This is a genomic window from Vibrio atypicus (assembly GCF_009811315.1).
Taxonomy (GTDB): Bacteria; Pseudomonadota; Gammaproteobacteria; order Enterobacterales; family Vibrionaceae; genus Vibrio; species Vibrio atypicus.
On sequence record NZ_BLID01000014.1, the window covers coordinates 78,303 to 95,578 of the forward strand.

Consider the following 17,276-nt stretch of genomic DNA (forward strand, 5'->3'; position numbering starts at 1 on the left):
TTGGACAAAAGTAAGTGTACCAATGGTTTTGCTAAAGTTAGAAAGCAAAGATTTAGTTTGGGTATAAGATTAACTGTATTAATCGTTAAGCGCAGAACACTTGATGACAAATTTTTTCTTCGTGAGATACTCAAAGAAATCAATTCCCCTTGAGCAACAGAAATGTATGAATGTATCCACCCTTATAACCTCACGTCATCCAATAATACAACAATATGGCGATACTTAGATTTTACAAAGTTTGCATCTTTGCTAGATACGGAAACACTGTTTTTTTGTCGATCAGATAAATTCGAAGACCCATTCGAAGGCGCAACATCCACATTAACGAGTTCCAAACGAATGAGTCGAATTGAGAAGCTGGTTGCAAACCACCCGATAGAAACTGACAAAGATGCATTCCGAGAACGATTAATCATTAATTATAAAAACAGGTATCATCTTAGAAAGCGAGTGGCTATAAACTGTTGGCATAAGAACGAATTTGAATCAGAGGCAATGTGGAAGCTATATGTTCCGTCAAAGGAAGGCATTGCTATAAGGACTAATATTGGGGCATTAACTTCCGCTTTAACGAAAGCACAGTCCTCGGAAAATGTTCACTTGGCTGATGTAAGGTACGTTGACTACGAAAACTACGAGTTTCAAGATCATGCTTCACTTGATCCATTCATAACAAAGAGAGTTAGCTTCTCACACGAAAATGAATTTAGAGCTTTCATTGTGAGAGATCTTAGTGACATGAATTTACACATTGAGTTACATGAAAGCCCAATTGAGCATGGCATTAATGTAAAGGTAGACCTAAATGAACTAATCCAAGATATATATATTTTTCCTACAGCCCCTGCGTGGTTTAAAAGCTTGGTAGTTTCAATATGCGAAAAGTACAGTCTTAATTGTACTATTAATCATTCATCATTGAATAAAGATCCTGTGTTTTAAGTAATCAGCCACCGATTTGATAGACACTATTTAGCTAGCCGTTGTTTATCAATATATGGATTGCTTCGGATAACTTATTGCAGGTCAAACTCGACTGAAGACAATGTACCAGAGTATTTGTTCTAACTCACTTTGGGGCACTTCTGAGTTACGAAGTGCCAACTGTGAAGGTTCTGGACAAAAACGCGTTTCACTAAAAGCTCTGACCCGCTCAACTGATATTAGAAAAAGTATCTGAAACTTTAAACCTTAAAGGTTGATATGGAAGTGTTGAACAAGAAGTCTTAAATCTCTAATCAATCACTCGAGTATGGGTTAAGTCTTAAAGTGATAGACGCCGAAAGCGTATTAATTTTCAGCCTACCACCTACTTCAGTTGGTGGTTATCATTCAGTTAGGTTTTGCCTGTAGTTCTACCCATGTTAAATGTCCTCTTGATTTTTAGCGAAGTCAAAAAAGGACGAATAACATGAGTAGATACAACCAAGCTTCCCACGTGTTCTGGAAATGTCAATATCACATAGTGTGGACACCTAAATATCGTTTTAGGCTCTTGAAGAACAACGTAGGCAAAGAAGTTTATCGGTACATAAATGTGTACTGTAATCAACTTGGATGTGGAGTCGTTGAATTGACCGTTCAAATCGACCACGTCCACTTAGTTGTAAAAGTGCCGCCTAAGCTATCAATATCCAAGTTGATGGGCGTATTGAAAGGAAAAATAAGCTGTGGGTCAATCACTTTTGACAAAGGGGCTCACACAAAACCACCTTCTTTAGAAGGTGGTAATTTACAATAACCAACAAAAGTCTTGGAAGTGTGTTAGACTGGTCGCTTACCCTACCGCTTAGTAGGGACTTCTTTTCTTTTCCGAACTCACATCTCGGCACTCCTTAGTAGCCCCCCTAAGCCTTACTGCAGGCTTTAATTATGTCAATTTCAACTAGAAAGTTAAGAAACATCTTTCAATTAACTAGAACCGAACATATAAGAAACGACCATAGCCCAACTCATCCGAAACCTTGGACGCCTCTTTGTCATAAAGTCAACCCGACGACGCCCACTGCAATTATTTACTGTGAAGGTAACTTTAATAACGCTGACGGAAAGACAGCTAATGGTTTGGTAAGGCATTCCCACAATTATCGCATTTTATCTGTCATTGATAGTGAGCTAGCTAACTTAGATTCCGGTGAAGTTCTTTATGGTACGAAAAATCATATTCCTATTGTGGCAAATATTGAAGAAGCCATTATTCAGGCAGAAACAGTTCCTGATTACTTTATTTTTGGGATAGCACCATCAAAAGGTTTTCTTTCAGATTCTGAAAAACAAATTATTCTCGATGCTATGTCATTAAATATGAATATAGTGAATGGTTTACATGAGTTCTTAAATGATGACCCTGTTTTTCGTGAAGCTAGCTTAAAAAACAATGTTCATATACTTGATATTCGTAGACCCAAGAGCAAGGGAAAACTGCAATTATTTAGTGGCAAAATACACAGTGTTCAGTGTCCAAGAATTGCGATAATGGGAACGGACTGCGCATTGGGGAAAAGAACGACTGCGACGATACTGGCGAATGAGTTAAGAAATAAGGGTCTCAATGTTGTTATGATAGCGACGGGACAAACGGGCATTATACAAGGTGCACCTTATTGTGTGGCATTAGATGCAGTTCCCTCTCAATTTTGCGCTGGGGAGCTAGAAGCAGTAATTGTTAAAGCATATGAAGCAGAGAATCCAGATATCATTATTATTGAAGGGCAGGGAGCACTGAGTCATCCTGCATTCTCTACCAGCTCGTTTATATTACGTGGTAGTTGTCCGACTAGTGTTATTCTACAACATGCACCTAAACGTATGTATCGCATAGATTTCCCAGATATGCCGATGCCTTCCGTTGCCTGTGAGATAAATCTCATAGAGGCGTTCTCCAATACTACAGTGATCGGGTTAACTTTGAATCATGAAGGGATGTCTTCAGATGAGATTATTTCCGAAATAAGTGTGTATTCTGCTGAGTTTGACCTACCTGTGACAGATCCATTATCTCAATCTAAAGAACAACTGCTTCAGATGGTATTGTCGACCTATCCTTTGTTAGAAAACAAAATATCAGAGCAAAGGTGAGTTACCCGAAGTTAAATATTGACTGTTCAAAAATTCACCATAACGCCAAGTTTCTTATTGAAACACTGGCTTTAAAAAATGTCTCAGTCACACCAGTTACAAAGTCCTGTTTAGGTCATCCTATCATTGCGCACATTCTGGTTGATGCTGGAGCAAGTATGCTTGCTGATTCTAGAGTGGAAAATATACAAAGAATGACACATTGTGGGGTTGCTGTTCCGAAAATATTAATACGCACTCCAATGCTGAGTCAGATTGCGAGTGTGGTGGCGTATTGTGACATCAGTCTGAATACTGAAGTTCAAGTTATTCAACGGCTCTCTCGTGTAGCAAAACGAGCAAATACTAAACACGGTGTGATAATAATGGTTGAGCTTGGAGATTTGAGAGAAGGTGTTATGCCATGTCGCGTCATTAATTTCATACGTGAGATCATTCTATTACCCAATATAGTTATCAAAGGGATAGGGGCGAATCTTACGTGTCGCTACGGTGTTGCTCCTGATGATAAAAAGATGAGGCTTCTTTCTGATCTTGCAGACGGTATTGAAGCAGTTTTTGGTATTAGTCTTGAGATTATTTCAGGTGGAAACTCATCTTCAATCAATTGGGTTCTAGCTCATGAGGGGAAAACTCGAGTCAACAACTTGCGACTCGGAGAAGCAATATTCTTAGGCTGTGTCCCTGTAGAGCAGAATTCAATCAAAGGGTTACACACCGATGCGATTACGTTAACTGCTGAGGTGATCGAAGCTAAAATTAAACCTTCTTTGCCATGGGGGAATCGAGGGGGCAATGCATTTGGTGAAAGGGAAATACTCCAAGACCGCGGAGCTGTTTCGCAAGCAATTCTCGCCTTAGGTCGTCAAGATGTTTGTGTGACGGGACTTAACGCTCCTTATGATATGAACATTTTGTCGTCAAGCAGTGATCACTTGATACTCGAAAGTTCCCAAACGCCCTTAACCGTTGGAACGAAAGTTCAATTCACTCTCGATTACAGTGCATTTTTGTCGGCTATGTCATCCAACTCAATGCATAAAGTTTTTCATAATTATAACTCTAGAAATAGTTCAAGAGGGAGTGTTTTTCTTGAATCAACATCGTAATACATTCGTACTATTTATCATCATTCTGCTGAACGGTTGTTTATCAAATCAAATGTTACCAAATGAGTTATCTGATTATAGAGCAACGATTATTTCAAGCCGACTCCCACAAAAAATAGGAGCATTAACACTAGTACAAGCCAAGTCAGATGCGAATAACATTTCTCTTATTTTTACCAAAAGCAAATTTGTTGATATGGATAGTCTAGTTGAGCAAGTCGCTATCGAATTTTGTGAGAAAGAGGAAACTAGATATCTATTGAAACGTGGTATTTCTTATCGAATTATAACGTTAGATTCCAGTAATAAAGTAGATAGCCTCAATTCCATCTCTTTAAACACATGTATTAATGATGAATGAACAAATAGATACTAGCAAACATTCAATTGGGGTTATCTTTGAAGCTGCTTAAGACATGGTTTTGTTTAGATAGAAAACGCAGAACCTGCTATTTCGATCATTGAATGAGCCTATCCATTACTTGAATTATTAAAAACGGCAATAGAAGGGAAATGTGACGTTATGTGGGAAACAATGTAGTTCATAATAATTGAGCCTTTTCTCTTCAATATATCAATCAATAGAGTATATGCTGATTTCTTAAATATTCACTATCTATCCTGTTATTCTAGATGTGAGTAGTTATTTATTTTACGTCCTATTTGATAGGTTGGAATAACAAGAATTCTCAAGCACCTTTCTGTTTTTCTTTAACAGAAAAATACCGAATAAAGATGATGCCGATAAAAGCCGAAACCATAGACGCTAAGAAGATGCCTAATTTCGCAGCATTAATTTGGGTAGGGTCATAAGCTAATTCTGCTATGAACAATGCCATAGTAAAACCAATGCCAGCTAACATCCCTCCCCCTATAATCATTCCCCAATTCAAGTTCTCAGGTAATATTGCGATTTTAAGTCGGACGGCAATCCAACTAAACAAGGCAATACCTATTGGCTTACCAAAAACAAAACCTAAAAATATAGCAAGCGTGATTGGAGAAGTTAAATTCGCCGCAGTTAGCGAAACTCCCGCGTTGGAAAGAGCAAACAGCGGTAACACGACAAACCCAACCCAAGGATGAAGTAACATTTCCAGCCGCTCAACTGGCGAAAGAGTTTCGCGCGCAGCCGCTGCAGCGGTTCTTAACGTCTCTCCTTCTGCTTTATCGCCATTCCATTGTTCCATAGTGGAAGATGACACTACGGTATCCATAATTATGGAAAGATGCTCCTTACTCATCCACTTATTTGTAGGGGTGAGTAAGCCGAGAATCACTCCGGTGATTGTAGGATGTATGCCAGACATATCGATGGCTATCCATATCATTCCTCCAACAATAGAAAAGAGTACTATACTGCGGATCCCTAAAAAGCTCATAAGCCGAACAATAATAAACCCTAACAAGGCATAAAGTAAGGACATCCAGTTAACATTATCTCCATAGCCAATAGCAACAACAAAGATCGCGCCGATATCATCTACCACAGCCATTGATAGCATGAATATACGCAAGCTGCTTGGAATGCTTCGTCCTAAGAGCGCTAGGCACCCGATCACAAATGCGGTATCTGTAGCCATGACTGTGCCCCAACCATGTTGCCCTGATTCACCAAACTGTATAAGAAAATAGAAAAGAGGAGGCACTAACATGCCCCCAAGAGCAGCTGCAATAGACAAAATCGCTAATCTAGGGTTCCGAAGTTCTCCTAGCACTAACTCACGCTTGAGTTCCAAGGCAATGAGAAAGAAAAATAAGGTCATTCCTACGTCATTGATCCATTTGTGTAATGACCGTTCAAACACTAAATCACCAACAGTAACCCCTACCGACATCTGCCAAAAGCGAGTAAACGATTCACTTAAATTTGAGTTGGCTAGTGAAATGGCAACTAACGTTGAAACAAATAGTACAATACCTGCTGCAGATTCAATATGTATAAAACGATATATTGGTTGAGAGATCCAATCAATATACCCTTTGGGTAGGCGAGTTAGATTGGTTGGTGTTATTTTTTCTCTTTTACTCATTGTTTTTCAACTGTGATATTTTGATTTCTATCAATACCATTAAGAAACATGAATAAGTCACTATTAGTAGACAAAACAAGCGTTGTGTTCTCTGAAATAACGGTCGAGTAAGATTGCATCGTACGTGTGAATTCATAAAATTGTCTTGTTTCAGGATTTTTATTGTAAGCTGATGAATAAATTTCGGCGGCTTTAGCGTCAGCTTGTCCCCGAATCTCTTCGACTTCACGATAGGCCTCGGATTGAATCTTATCCAAGTCTCTTACTCTATCACCTCGAATCCTCGCAGCCTCCCCATTTCCTTCGGATAAAAAACGTTCTGCAATTTGACGACGTTCACTAATCATTCGCTCATAAATTTTAGGGCGAACACTTTCATTGTAATTAATACGTTTAAATCTAATGTCGAGCAACTCAATTCCAAAGATTTTTATTTTTTCTGACGCTGCAGAGAATATTTCTTGCTCTACAAATTGGCGACCTTTTTGGATAGGAACTAAGGCGCCTATTTTCAGCTCTCTTTCAGCCTCACTCAATAATGGATCTCGTAATGGTTTGCGATTTTTATTAGTACGTATTATTTCGATCAATTCATGTTTTGCTACAGCATTTCGTGTCTCACTACCCAAAATGTCGTCTAGTCGAGATTGTGCACTGCGTTCATCTTTGAGACGTAAAAAGTATTGAAGCGGGTCAATTATTCGCCATCGAGCAAACAAGTCTACAGAAATATACAGTTTATCTTTTGTTGGCATGTCGGAAGGGCGACCATCCCATTCCAACACTCGTTTGTCGATAGTATTAATTTCTTGAATATACGGTACTTTTATTTTTAATCCAGCATTAACAATAGGTTTCCCTATTGGCTTTCCAAACTGAGTGATAATAACCTGTTGAACCTCACTTACTGTGTAAAGAGCGTTATATACACTAAAAGATGTACCTAAAATCAATGCGGCTATGACCCCTTTTTTAATCAATTTCATCTAGGCTCTCCTTGTGTGTCGTTGAGATTGAGCAAAGGCAGAATATTGTTTGCTCGTTCATCAATGATAATTTTGGTACGAATATTAGGTAACACAGCCTGCATTGTTTCTAAATAAATTCTACGTTTAGTTACTTCTGGGGCTTTAACATACTCGAACAGTAATGCATTGAAGCGAACCGTATCTCCCTTAGCTTCATTGATGCGTTTTAAGCGATAACCATCAGCTTCTCTGATCCGTTGATCTTTTTCACCTAAAGCTAAAGGGATCACTTTATTGTAATCTCGGCGAGCTTCGTTTATGAGCTTTTCTTTCTCCTGTTGGGCTTGGTTCACCTCATTAAACGATGCCTGTACAGGTTGAGGAGGGTTAATGTTTTTTAACTGAACTTGGTCAATTCTGATCCCTAAAGCATATTTTGTAACGAGCTCTTGCATTTTTGAGAGCGCTTCAGACTCAATTTCTTGCCGACCAATTGTGATCACTTCATCCACAGTTCTATCACCCACCACTTCACGCATTACGGATTCAGAAACATATCGAAGGGTTTCACTAGGCTCTCGAACTTCGAACAAAAACTTGATGGGATCGGATATTCGATATTGCACCACCCATTCGACGAGAGCGGCATTTAAATCACCTGTAACCATTTGTGTTTCTTGACGTCGAGTGTTTATTCTCGGGCTTTGGTTAGGATTTTTTGCCATGGGTGTTATGAACCCAAACTCCTGCTTTAGCTGTCGTTTCACAGGTATGATTTCAGCCGTATCAATGCCAAGTGGCATCTTGAGATGAAGCCCTGCAGGAACAATATGGACATATTTACCAAAGCGTTGTATCACGGCAACAGAATCGCTTGGTACCGTGTAAAAACACGTCCAGAATATGATTGTTAAAAAGAAAATAAAAAGAGGGATTAAAAAGCTTGAATTCCTTCCGCCTGGAAGCATTTTCTTTAAGTGATGGAGAATAGTATAAAATACCTCACCCAAGTTAGGAGGATCTTGTTTTCCTCCACCCCAAGGGCTACCTGAAGGTTGGTTATGATGGAGCATGAGCATGCCCTCCGGCTATAGGCGAACAAATTTTCACCTATTCTATATTTATACATTGGGGGGGGACATCGAATTAACAAGGGTATCTTTTTTTTAATTTGAGATATTTACTTAAGACTGATAGAGGTTAACTGATCTATTCATCGATGGTGGCGATTCAATACTTCCTAAAATAAAACCTGTTCAATAAAATGTTGAACTAAAACAGTAAGTAAACTTAAAAGTGACCAAAAACGAAGTAGTACTAGAAACGCTCGAGAGGTATAATCTCGATTTCTGCATCTAAAAACACAGTGAAGGGTGTTTACTGTCTGTTTGAGTAACAGAGATACGGCCTAATATTTTGTCTTTCACATTAATTAATGTATTGTAAAGTCCGCTGATTACCTAGTCATTAATACTAGACGTAACTCATTTCGGGGCAATTCTGAGTTAGCCTCACCAGCTAGCTCAGGCTTGGACAGAAGCACGTTAGATTTTAAGGTATAACGCGCTCGATATAGATTAGAAGAAGTATCTTGAAACCTTAAACGCTTATTAGCTATGTTTTTCCAATACCCCTCGGAGTTTAGCTATCGCATGCTGACTGTAGACTTTAATGCCATTACGCTCTAACAATGCAGTAGCTACCCCTGCGCCATCGATTTTAATCCCGTTAAATGTGCCATCATAAATTTTTGAACTGCCACAGGAAGGGCTGCCTTCTGCAAGAATCGCGTACTTTATTTGCTGGTTTTTGCAAAGTTCCAAAGCCTTCTCTGCCCCACTTACAAATTGTTTAGTAACATCGATGCCATCATTTCCAACAACGTTTGCCAAACCATCCAGCACATCAACTCCTTTACCAATAACAATTTCAGCAGGTGCTCTAGGAATAGGTAAACCTGCTGATACTTCGGGGCAAAAGATCACTAGTTCTGTGTATGACTTTAACCAGAGTAACTCAGACTCTGGGATTGATAAACAGCTCGCATTGTATCTAACGTTGTTTCCAACTAAACATGAACTAACGAGAACTTTTGCCACAAGAACTCCTTTATATACGAGAAATAGCTAACGTCGCATTGAGGTGTGAGCGACGTTTGGCTATACCTGAGCGAAGTGAAAACGCCAAGCGTTGCGAATCATGTTAGTGCGTACTTTTTACGAATGCATTTTTGCATGAGCCCGGAGCTTTTTTAACGCCCAATCATAGTGACTTGGCATCGCAGATACACAGTAACTCCCTAGCGTTGTAGTACCAGTCCAATTGAAATACTGTTTAGTGAAAAGTGCCTCATTAGTAAAACTTTTAGCTAACTCGAGCGACGCTTTATGACTTTCCTGTACCAATTGCTTTGCTAACGACAACTCTGTTTCTTGGTGCTTTTGCCAAAATTCAATGTTCATTTGGCCGTATGTTTTCCAATTGTATGGTTCAGGAAGAAAACTGCCCTTCTGTCCCGCCATATTTGAATTAACCCATTTCAGTAACAACTGATGCCATTCGTACAGATGTATCAATACATCTCGAAGGTTTCGGTCACGAGTCCAATGTAATTCCGTTTTACCCTTGTCACTGGAAAAATCAAACTCAGTATTTAACACATTTTCAGGCATTGAATCGATATACCGAAGTAGCTTTGTAAAACTCTCATCAGCTTGATGCATTAACTCTTCTTTAGTCTTCGGTCTTGCCATAACAAACTCCGTTCATCGTCTACAGGTAAGCACTCACGCCCAATTAAGTTGTGATCAACGCTGCCACATTGCCTAAACACTTCGCCGTAGTCACCAAACTAATTGAAACTGAAAGCGCCGAGCGTTGCGAATCAACTTGAATTGTTTGTTAGGCAAATTTTCCTGTGTACTTACAAAACAGAACACCTTGAAAACAATAAGCAACCAATCACCCACTGATTTTTTGTGATTCAAGAACCTCTCAGCCACAATGTTACAGCCTCAGTTATAACAAACACGAAATGCGACTTATCAACGACAAAGTAGCTTTTAAAACCGAGAAACTCAAAGCGGCGAACTGACCACAAAAACGAAAGCTTCGATTAGCTTGCCCTTTCCACACTTTAAACCAGTGAAATTCGCCACCAACCAACACTGAAACCCAATGAGGCACCCATGAACTTTAACATGTTCTACGATTGAAGAGATTCAAGAATTTGAGACGGCAATGCTGAATTTCCGACTAAGAAAAACAGATGGCCAGAGGAGGCAAGAAGATTAGAACAAATAACTTTCCTGCTCTTTGCCTAACGCCTTGCTAAGGTGTTAGCAACGCTATCACCTAACCTAACCATCGTAAACACAAAACCCAACGATGGAATGAAAAACATCATGCGTTGGGAATCACTCTTAATAGTTTGTTATGCGAATTTTAGCCAGCAAATGCTTTGAGCTCATCGCCAGTTAACCGATAAATAACCCACTCATTTTGAGGTTTAGCACCAATTGACTTATAGAATTCTATTGCTGGCTCATTCCAATCAAGTACACACCACTCAAAACGGCCGCATTTCTTAGAAACAGCTAGCTGAGCCAAATACTTAAGGATAGCTTTTCCTGCACCAATACTTCTGTATTCTGGCGAAACGTAGAGGTCCTCTAAATACAAACCATTTTTACCTAACCAAGTTGAGTAATTGTAGAAAAACACCGCAAAACCTATTGGCTTACCGTTCACTTCGCAAATAATTGCATGGGCCGTAGATTCCTGTGAAAACAAACTACTTTCAATATCTGAAATACTCGTCTTAACTTCACTTTCTAATTTCTCATACTTAGCCAACTCAGTGATAAATCTCAATATTGTTTCCGTATCTTCTACATGAGCTTCTCGAATTTCTATTTTATTCATCTTTCCTCCTTGAGTTTACTATTCGCATAACGCCCTGCTAAGGTGTGAACAACGCAAAACCAATGCTCCCGCATACCACCTTAACCACTAAAACTAACGCATAGTAAAAATGCCACGCGTTGCGAATCACTCTTAAACTGTTTGTTATATGCAATTTCACACGCCTAGCTTTTCAGTTAGTTCGGCGAAAGCTATTTCAATACTTTTGCCTGCCGTGTCTATTTTGATGACATCGGCTTTCCAAGCTTCGTAATGACGGTTCTGCACTTGTTTCCAGTCAGGTAATTTTAGGTTTGTTACTTCACTTCTACGAGTGATGACTCTTTGTTCGTGTTCACTGGTATCTGAGCAACTAATTTCAATATTGATGAATTTAGTCCCCACACTTTCTGCGACTTCCTGCCATTCACGTCGCGTAAGCTCAATAGGATTACAAGAGTCTGAGATACAGCTAATTCCAAGCTCTAAGTTATCTCTGATTATACGATAGCTTAAACGATACCCTTCACCTTCTACGTTGAAGTTACAAAGATCTCGAAGCCCTTGCTCTACTGTATCAATGCGAACATACATAGCACCCACTTTAGCCGCCAACAGCTTAGCAAAAGTCGATTTACCTGAAGCAGGGAGACCCGAAAATATGTATAAAATAGGATAGTTCAATTGACCTCCGTTCCTTGCATATAACGCTGCGTTAAGGGGTGAACAACGCCACCACCGACCCTAAGCAATTGTGCCGTAGACACTAAAGCTGAATCAAACTGAAAATGCCAAGCGTTGAGAATTCCTCTTAAACGCCTTGTTATGTGAATTGTTTCACGCGCCCAAAAGAGGCAGATTCTTACGTTGCTGGTAGGTTAAAGCTAACTCTAGACAGGACTTGATGATCGTTTCTGGTAGCGGTTTAGATACGGACAGAACTATAGCTCTGTTTCCCTGAAACACTAATTCGTCACCATATAACTCCCTAAATGTATCGACTAACTTAGTTTGGCAATTAAAGAATAGGTAATAATTATTAGGAGACTTAAGCTTCCAGTCCATTCTTAACGGGCTGCCATTTTTTACACTGTAGCTTGGCTCACCCCATTTTAGAGCTTCATCGACTTCACCCAGTTCCAACTCAGATGCAACTTGAAAGACTAAATTTCGCAGCTTCTCTAACCTAGCACGAGCATTATTTGGGTACTCATCAAAGCGATCCTTGACTACCTTGTCCATTGAATTCTCCTATTCACATAACGCCCTGTTAAGGGGTGAGCAACGAAATACCCAAGCGGCCTTAAGCACTAAAATCAACGCATAGTAAAAATGCCACGCATTGCGATTCCCTCTTGAACAGGTTGTTATATGCGTGGCTCAAGGGGTTTCATAACTAGCAGACTTGTTAATCAACGACTTTGAAGCTTATAAAACACAAGCTCTTTTCTGTTGGGTATATCTTTCGCAAAATCCATTTGAGCATGAAGACAAATGGAAGATTTTCTGCTTTTGCGTGCTTTCTGTTTAGTTTATCAAAGTTCACATGCTCAACACCGACAATTTCTAGTCTACAGATTTTCCGCCCATCTTCGTGAGTAAATGCCTCAACAACCTGCCCTAGGTAATAATGGCTTTCAGATTTATCCCTAATCGTTGCAGTCTTTTTACCAGAAAGAATCTGGCGCTCTAGCCTTGTGAAAAATGTAATTTTATCCACCATTGAACACTTGCTCCCTTACCGATTCTTCCAAACATCACGCTGCATTAAGGTGTAAGCGACGCTTGGCCATACTTGAGCGAAGCGAAACTGCCAAGCGTTGCGAATCACTTTTAAAAGCTTTGTTAAGCCTTTCGCTCGGTAATCACTTCTTTAAAAGCAAACATACCATTTAAAGCGGCAGGAAAACCTGCATAAACTGACATTTGTAATACAACCTCTTTAAGCTCATCTTCACTACAACCAACGTTAAGAGCGGCATTTAAATGAACTTTAAGCTGAGGCGCACAATTCCCTAATGCTGTTAATGCGGCAACCGTTGCGATTTCTCGCAATTTTACATCCAACCCCGGGCGCGCATATATATCACCGAAAGGAAACTCTATTGTATATCTGGCTAAATCAGGGCAGATATCTTGCAAACTTTCGATAACATTTTTTCCGGCTTCGCCATCAATGCATGTTAATAATTCGAGACCGGTATCAAAACGTGATTTGTCCATTGGTATGCTCCTATTTAGTAAATACATGCACACCATACAAGTTAGAGTTCACTCTAAGTCAACGAACTTTTCCATTATCATAAAGTTTAATTTTTTCTTCTAAAGCAATAAGATGTGACTGCTGTTGCTCGATATGATCTATCAAATTTTTTCTGTGTTGCTCTAGCAGCACCTGACGCTGTAATACAGTATCTATCCCTGACTCCCTTAGCCGCGCATACTCCAGAATGTCTTCGAGAGGCATGGCCGTCTCTTTAAGACGCTTCACAAATTCAATCCACCCCAAATCTTTCGAAATATAAACTCGGTGCCCACTTGTATTTCGTTGTATATTCTTGAGTAAACCTATTTTTTCATAATATCGAAGAGTGTGTGACGACAAGCCAACCAAACTTGAAAACTCCTTCATATTCATGATCTCATCTCCTAGGCATAACGCCAAATTAAGGTGTGAGTAACGCTACCACTCACCTAAACCATTGTGCCATAAACACAAAACTAGACTGAAGTGAAAGCGCCAAGTGTTGTGAATCACTCTTAAATTTATTGCTATGTGCGTAGCTCGCCTATGAAGGCTTTAGCCTTTTTAGGGCTTGTTATCCTTACGAATTTGATATGACTATACTTAGGGTCATGAAGTAATTCTGTGTAGCGAGCTCGGTTTTTACTGTACGTTTTCAACGTCCAAAGAATAATTGAGTCTTTACTAAGAAAGGACTTTCTGAACGATTCAACATTGCCTGTTTTATCCCATAACTCCTGTTTGGTCGCTACGCGGACTACAGCCCTTTTCACGGCTTGAAATAATGTCCTTACAAATGAGTAGTCAACCCAAACAATAGTATCGACTCTATGCCATTTAATTTCAGCGGTTAGGTTGTAGTTGCCATCAAGAACCCACTGTTCGCCATTCAACCTGTCGGCCAAGTTTGCAAAGAACTCTGCATCTGAAGATTCCTGCCAGTTGGGCTTCCAGAAAATGGCATCCATTTCCAAATATGGGTATTTGAGCTCACTCGCGAGCATGCGACTAAAAGTGCTTTTTCCACTACCACTCGTGCCTATTACATTTATTCTTTTCATCGCCTGACCTAATGTTTGCCCGAGCACATAACGCCCAATTAACGTGTGAGCGACGCTGCCACTGAGCCTAAAACTAAACTCAACCCGAAGTGAAAGCGCCAAGCATTGCGAATCACTGTTGAATTGTTTGTTATGTGCCTGGCTTCAAGTACACGCCTTCCTGACGGAATTGTGCTCGTAAGTCTAACATTTGTACATTCGTTGATATCACCGAAAACAGATTGCCAATGGCTACAGAAAACATTAAGCCTGCTGCATATCCATTCCATAGCCCGAGAGCACCTTGAGAGAGCATATTAAATGCCAGACAAAAGAAGATGATACTGGAAATAAACATTCTTAATTCCCCACAACTAAATTTGTAGGTGTTATTCGTATAGTCATACTTTATTTGAACTCTTGAACTGAGGCCACCAAGTTTTATATACATGGTACTTTCACTGCTTTCATAAGCAATGTCATTGAGATCTAGTACTTTTTCTATTCGTTTCAACATAACTTTATGTTCTCTAAAATTGATTACTTTGAGGTTATTCCTCATAGCATTCTATTTCATAAAATATTTGAAATTTCTCAGCCCAAGTCACGTATAGAGCGGGCTCATAACTCCGCGTTAAGTGGTGAGCACGCCTACTACCCTACCTAAACCATTGTGCCGTAAACACTTAAGCTGATTCAAACTTAAATGCCAAGCGTTGGGAATCCATCTTAAACACCTTGTTATGTACGTTTCACCGCGACCACGGAATATGTATGCCAATGCTTCATTCTACCCAATGAAGTTTTCGCTGTTTCATCACGTTCAAAGAACCTGACTATTTCAAAGCCTGAGAACAAGGCCTTTACTTCGGATTCCGACAACGACGTTGTAGGACTACGATAGTTGTTAACCCAACTGTCTTTGAGACCCATGAAGTCACCATCGAATACCCCACCGATTTCAATTGAAGACCTAATGTTGCGCCAAGTCGAAGCAAATAGGTTTGGGTCGGCAAAGAACAAACTGGAGTTTGCGACAACTACACCAGATTTGGGATAGTTGAACGACTCAAACGAAGACTCTGAAATATCCACTAATGACTTCGCCCCAAACCTGTCTCTACAAATAGCGACTGAGTCAGGATTAATATCGAAGCCATGAACTTGAAAACCCTGCTGCTCGAGGTAATCTATATCATGGCCAGTACCACAACCACAGTCAGTGGCTACTTTGAGGCTTGATTCAATGAGTCTGACAGCAAATTCAGTACGTTTTGAATGTGGACGAGACAGTGCCTTTTCGTAGTACTGACGCCAAATTTCAGTATTTTCATCCATAAATTTCTGATTTTCCGTAAAAGAACATCGCGCCGTGTTAAGTGGTGAGCAACGCTACCACTCTACCTAAACCATTGTGCCGTAAGCGTTGGGAATCCGTCTTAAACGCCTTGTTGGGCATCTTTGCGCAAGATTTGCACTGCTATTTCAGTGGCTTTTCGAGTGTAGTTACTACAATTAGAGCGAAGATTATGAGAACGAAAGTAAGCCATACCCTCATCGGTACCGATGTCACAACCCAATAGCTTATGGCAGTCTTTAGCCCCAAATTCATTTTGAAACTTCTCGACTAACTCCTGTGTTGCTTCGTACGTAGTCGCGACAGAGTCAATTCGGGATTCACGACCTAGAGCTAAGCTAATGCCCATAACTGCCCCTGATAAAGCACCACATGGTCCACAAGTTCTAGCCATGCCACTACAAAATCCAGTCGCCATTTTCGAAGCTAAGTAATCATCCACCCCGTGATATTCAGCGATAGCAGAAACGACACTTTCAGCACACAAAAGTCCATTTTCAAAATGAGCTTCCGCTAACTTACCAAATTTTATGGATTCTTCCATGACAACAACCTCCTTGATGCCTAATGCCGCGTTAAGTAGTGAGCAACGCCACCACGAAACCTAACCTATTGTGCCATAAACTCCGAAGCCAAGCTTTGAACTGAAACCGCCTAGCGTAGGGAATCTATCTTAAACGCTTTGTTATGCGCCTTGCTCACCGAGCAATTTAGTACCATAATTAGGTATTCATTGGTATTGAGGCAAAATCATGGCTAAAAACACAAGCATTACACTTGGTGACCATTTTGATGGTTTTATAGCAAACCAAATTCAAAGTGGTCGATACAGTTCAGCAAGCGAAGTTATCCGTTCAGCTTTACGCTTACTCGAAACACAAGAAACCAAAATGAACACTTTACGTCAGCTATTAATTGAAGGTGAAGAAAGCGGCACTGCTGATTATGACCTGGATTCGTTTATCAATGAGCTCGATAGCGAAGAAAGAAAATGAAACCATTTCAGTTAACCAACAAAGCAAAGTCTGATTTGCGCGATATAGCCTTGTTTACCTCACGCCGTTGGGGGCGTGAACAACGAAATATCTATTTAAAACAATTTGATGATTCATTTTGGCTACTAGCGGAAAACCCTGATATTGGTAAAGTATGCGATGAAATCCGAGACGGTTACCGAAAATTCCCCCAAGGCAGTCACGTTGTATTTTACCGTCAGATTGGCAGCCAAAATATTGAAATTATTCGTATTCTTCATAAGAGCATGGACGTAAATCCGATATTTGGCGCATAACGCCGCATTAAGGTGTGAGCAACGCTACCACTTGACTTAACCATACCACCGTAAACACGAAACCCAACTATGGAATGAGAAATGCCAAGCGTTGGGAATCACTCTTAAATGCTTTGTTATGCTCCTTGGATTCAAGTACGAAGTGCGACACCACTGAAAAATAAAACAGTGAGATGCGATAATCATGATTTTGCTCCCGCCAAGAAGTAAAGCTATGAAATATACACACCTCACTGAGAAAGAAAGATA

Annotated in this window: 21 protein-coding genes and 2 pseudogenes; 7 read left to right on the forward strand and 16 right to left on the reverse strand. The window is 40.0% G+C overall.

The window, feature by feature from the left end; translation table 11 throughout:
• Positions 1-342 precede the first annotated feature (342 nt).
• From GVO60_RS20940 to gspS2, 5 genes and pseudogenes are all read left to right on the forward strand, one after another.
• Positions 343-945, forward strand: a complete 603-nt coding sequence (locus GVO60_RS20940) for a DUF2971 domain-containing protein (RefSeq protein WP_159657528.1) — start codon at positions 343-345, stop codon at positions 943-945.
• A 469-nt stretch (positions 946-1,414) separates the two neighbouring features.
• Positions 1,415-1,672, forward strand: a pseudogene (gene tnpA, locus GVO60_RS20945) (IS200/IS605 family transposase); the annotation flags it as partial.
• A 203-nt stretch (positions 1,673-1,875) separates the two neighbouring features.
• Positions 1,876-3,081, forward strand: coding sequence for an N-acetyltransferase DgcN family protein (locus GVO60_RS20950; protein ID WP_159657530.1), 1,206 nt, complete (start codon positions 1,876-1,878; stop codon positions 3,079-3,081).
• A complete protein-coding gene (locus GVO60_RS20955) occupies positions 3,078-4,190 on the forward strand; it encodes an alanine/ornithine racemase family PLP-dependent enzyme (RefSeq protein WP_159657531.1) in 1,113 nt (370 codons plus the stop codon). The genes GVO60_RS20950 and GVO60_RS20955 overlap by 4 nt, the downstream gene beginning before the upstream one ends.
• The gene (gene gspS2 / locus GVO60_RS20960) at positions 4,165-4,551 is read left to right on the forward strand and encodes a type II secretion system pilot lipoprotein GspS-beta (RefSeq protein ID WP_225874956.1); all 387 of its coding nucleotides are present in this window, start codon (positions 4,165-4,167) and stop codon (positions 4,549-4,551) included. Before GVO60_RS20955 ends, gspS2 begins: the two co-directional genes overlap by 26 nt.
• A 328-nt stretch (positions 4,552-4,879) precedes the next feature.
• On the opposite strand, the gene nhaA is transcribed toward gspS2, so the two are convergent.
• The 15 genes from nhaA to GVO60_RS21040 form a co-directional block, all read right to left on the reverse strand.
• The gene (gene nhaA, locus GVO60_RS20965; RefSeq protein ID WP_159657535.1) at positions 4,880-6,223 is read right to left on the reverse strand and encodes a Na+/H+ antiporter NhaA; all 1,344 of its coding nucleotides are present in this window, start codon (positions 6,221-6,223) and stop codon (positions 4,880-4,882) included.
• Positions 6,220-7,209 (reverse strand): protease modulator HflC, encoded by a 990-nt coding sequence (hflC, locus tag GVO60_RS20970; RefSeq protein ID WP_159657537.1) that lies wholly within the window; start codon positions 7,207-7,209, stop codon positions 6,220-6,222. Before hflC ends, nhaA begins: the two co-directional genes overlap by 4 nt.
• A complete protein-coding gene (gene hflK / locus GVO60_RS20975; RefSeq protein ID WP_159657539.1) occupies positions 7,206-8,264 on the reverse strand; it encodes an FtsH protease activity modulator HflK in 1,059 nt (352 codons plus the stop codon). The genes hflC and hflK overlap by 4 nt, the downstream gene beginning before the upstream one ends.
• Positions 8,265-8,801: 537 nt before the next feature.
• The gene (locus GVO60_RS20980) at positions 8,802-9,290 is read right to left on the reverse strand and encodes a 2-thiouracil desulfurase family protein (protein WP_159657541.1); all 489 of its coding nucleotides are present in this window, start codon (positions 9,288-9,290) and stop codon (positions 8,802-8,804) included.
• Positions 9,291-9,407: 117 nt separating this feature from the next.
• Positions 9,408-9,944 (reverse strand): ClbS/DfsB family four-helix bundle protein, encoded by a 537-nt coding sequence (locus GVO60_RS20985; protein ID WP_031428097.1) that lies wholly within the window; start codon positions 9,942-9,944, stop codon positions 9,408-9,410.
• Positions 9,945-10,635: 691 nt separating this feature from the next.
• Complete coding sequence (locus GVO60_RS20990; protein ID WP_159657543.1) at positions 10,636-11,115, reverse strand: GNAT family N-acetyltransferase; 480 nt, start codon at positions 11,113-11,115, stop codon at positions 10,636-10,638.
• A gap of 156 nt (positions 11,116-11,271) precedes the next feature.
• Positions 11,272-11,778, reverse strand: coding sequence for a P-loop nucleotide/nucleoside kinase family protein (locus GVO60_RS21000; RefSeq protein WP_159657545.1), 507 nt, complete (start codon positions 11,776-11,778; stop codon positions 11,272-11,274).
• Between the two features lie 153 nt (positions 11,779-11,931).
• Complete coding sequence (locus GVO60_RS21005; protein WP_159657547.1) at positions 11,932-12,336, reverse strand: DUF1801 domain-containing protein; 405 nt, start codon at positions 12,334-12,336, stop codon at positions 11,932-11,934.
• 166 nt (positions 12,337-12,502) lie between these two features.
• Positions 12,503-12,817 (reverse strand): N(4)-acetylcytidine aminohydrolase, encoded by a 315-nt coding sequence (gene yqfB / locus GVO60_RS21010; protein ID WP_159657548.1) that lies wholly within the window; start codon positions 12,815-12,817, stop codon positions 12,503-12,505.
• Between the two features lie 122 nt (positions 12,818-12,939).
• Positions 12,940-13,317 carry a carboxymuconolactone decarboxylase family protein gene (locus tag GVO60_RS21015; protein ID WP_159657550.1) on the reverse strand — a complete coding sequence of 126 codons (378 nt, stop codon included), beginning with the start codon at positions 13,315-13,317 and terminating at the stop codon, positions 12,940-12,942.
• A 58-nt stretch (positions 13,318-13,375) separates the two neighbouring features.
• Positions 13,376-13,732 (reverse strand): MerR family transcriptional regulator, encoded by a 357-nt coding sequence (locus GVO60_RS21020; protein WP_159657552.1) that lies wholly within the window; start codon positions 13,730-13,732, stop codon positions 13,376-13,378.
• Positions 13,733-13,866: 134 nt separating this feature from the next.
• Positions 13,867-14,400, reverse strand: a complete 534-nt coding sequence (locus tag GVO60_RS21025) for a P-loop NTPase family protein (RefSeq protein ID WP_159657554.1) — start codon at positions 14,398-14,400, stop codon at positions 13,867-13,869.
• 130 nt (positions 14,401-14,530) lie between these two features.
• Positions 14,531-14,737, reverse strand: a complete 207-nt coding sequence (locus GVO60_RS22565) for a hypothetical protein (RefSeq protein ID WP_225874957.1) — start codon at positions 14,735-14,737, stop codon at positions 14,531-14,533.
• A gap of 383 nt (positions 14,738-15,120) precedes the next feature.
• Positions 15,121-15,717: a class I SAM-dependent methyltransferase gene (locus GVO60_RS21035; RefSeq protein ID WP_159657558.1), complete on the reverse strand. Its 597-nt coding sequence runs from the start codon at positions 15,715-15,717 to the stop codon at positions 15,121-15,123.
• Between the two features lie 101 nt (positions 15,718-15,818).
• Positions 15,819-16,280, reverse strand: a complete 462-nt coding sequence (locus GVO60_RS21040; RefSeq protein ID WP_159657560.1) for a C-GCAxxG-C-C family protein — start codon at positions 16,278-16,280, stop codon at positions 15,819-15,821.
• 208 nt (positions 16,281-16,488) lie between these two features.
• Between GVO60_RS21040 and GVO60_RS21045 the strand changes: the two genes are divergently transcribed.
• Both GVO60_RS21045 and GVO60_RS21050 read left to right on the forward strand, forming a co-directional pair.
• Positions 16,489-16,731: a type II toxin-antitoxin system ParD family antitoxin gene (locus tag GVO60_RS21045; RefSeq protein ID WP_159657562.1), complete on the forward strand. Its 243-nt coding sequence runs from the start codon at positions 16,489-16,491 to the stop codon at positions 16,729-16,731.
• Positions 16,728-17,027, forward strand: a complete 300-nt coding sequence (locus GVO60_RS21050; protein WP_031428101.1) for a type II toxin-antitoxin system RelE/ParE family toxin — start codon at positions 16,728-16,730, stop codon at positions 17,025-17,027. Before GVO60_RS21045 ends, GVO60_RS21050 begins: the two co-directional genes overlap by 4 nt.
• Before the next feature lie 67 nt (positions 17,028-17,094).
• Here GVO60_RS21050 and GVO60_RS22485 read toward each other — a convergent pair.
• A pseudogene (locus GVO60_RS22485) lies at positions 17,095-17,276 on the reverse strand (hypothetical protein); the annotation flags it as partial.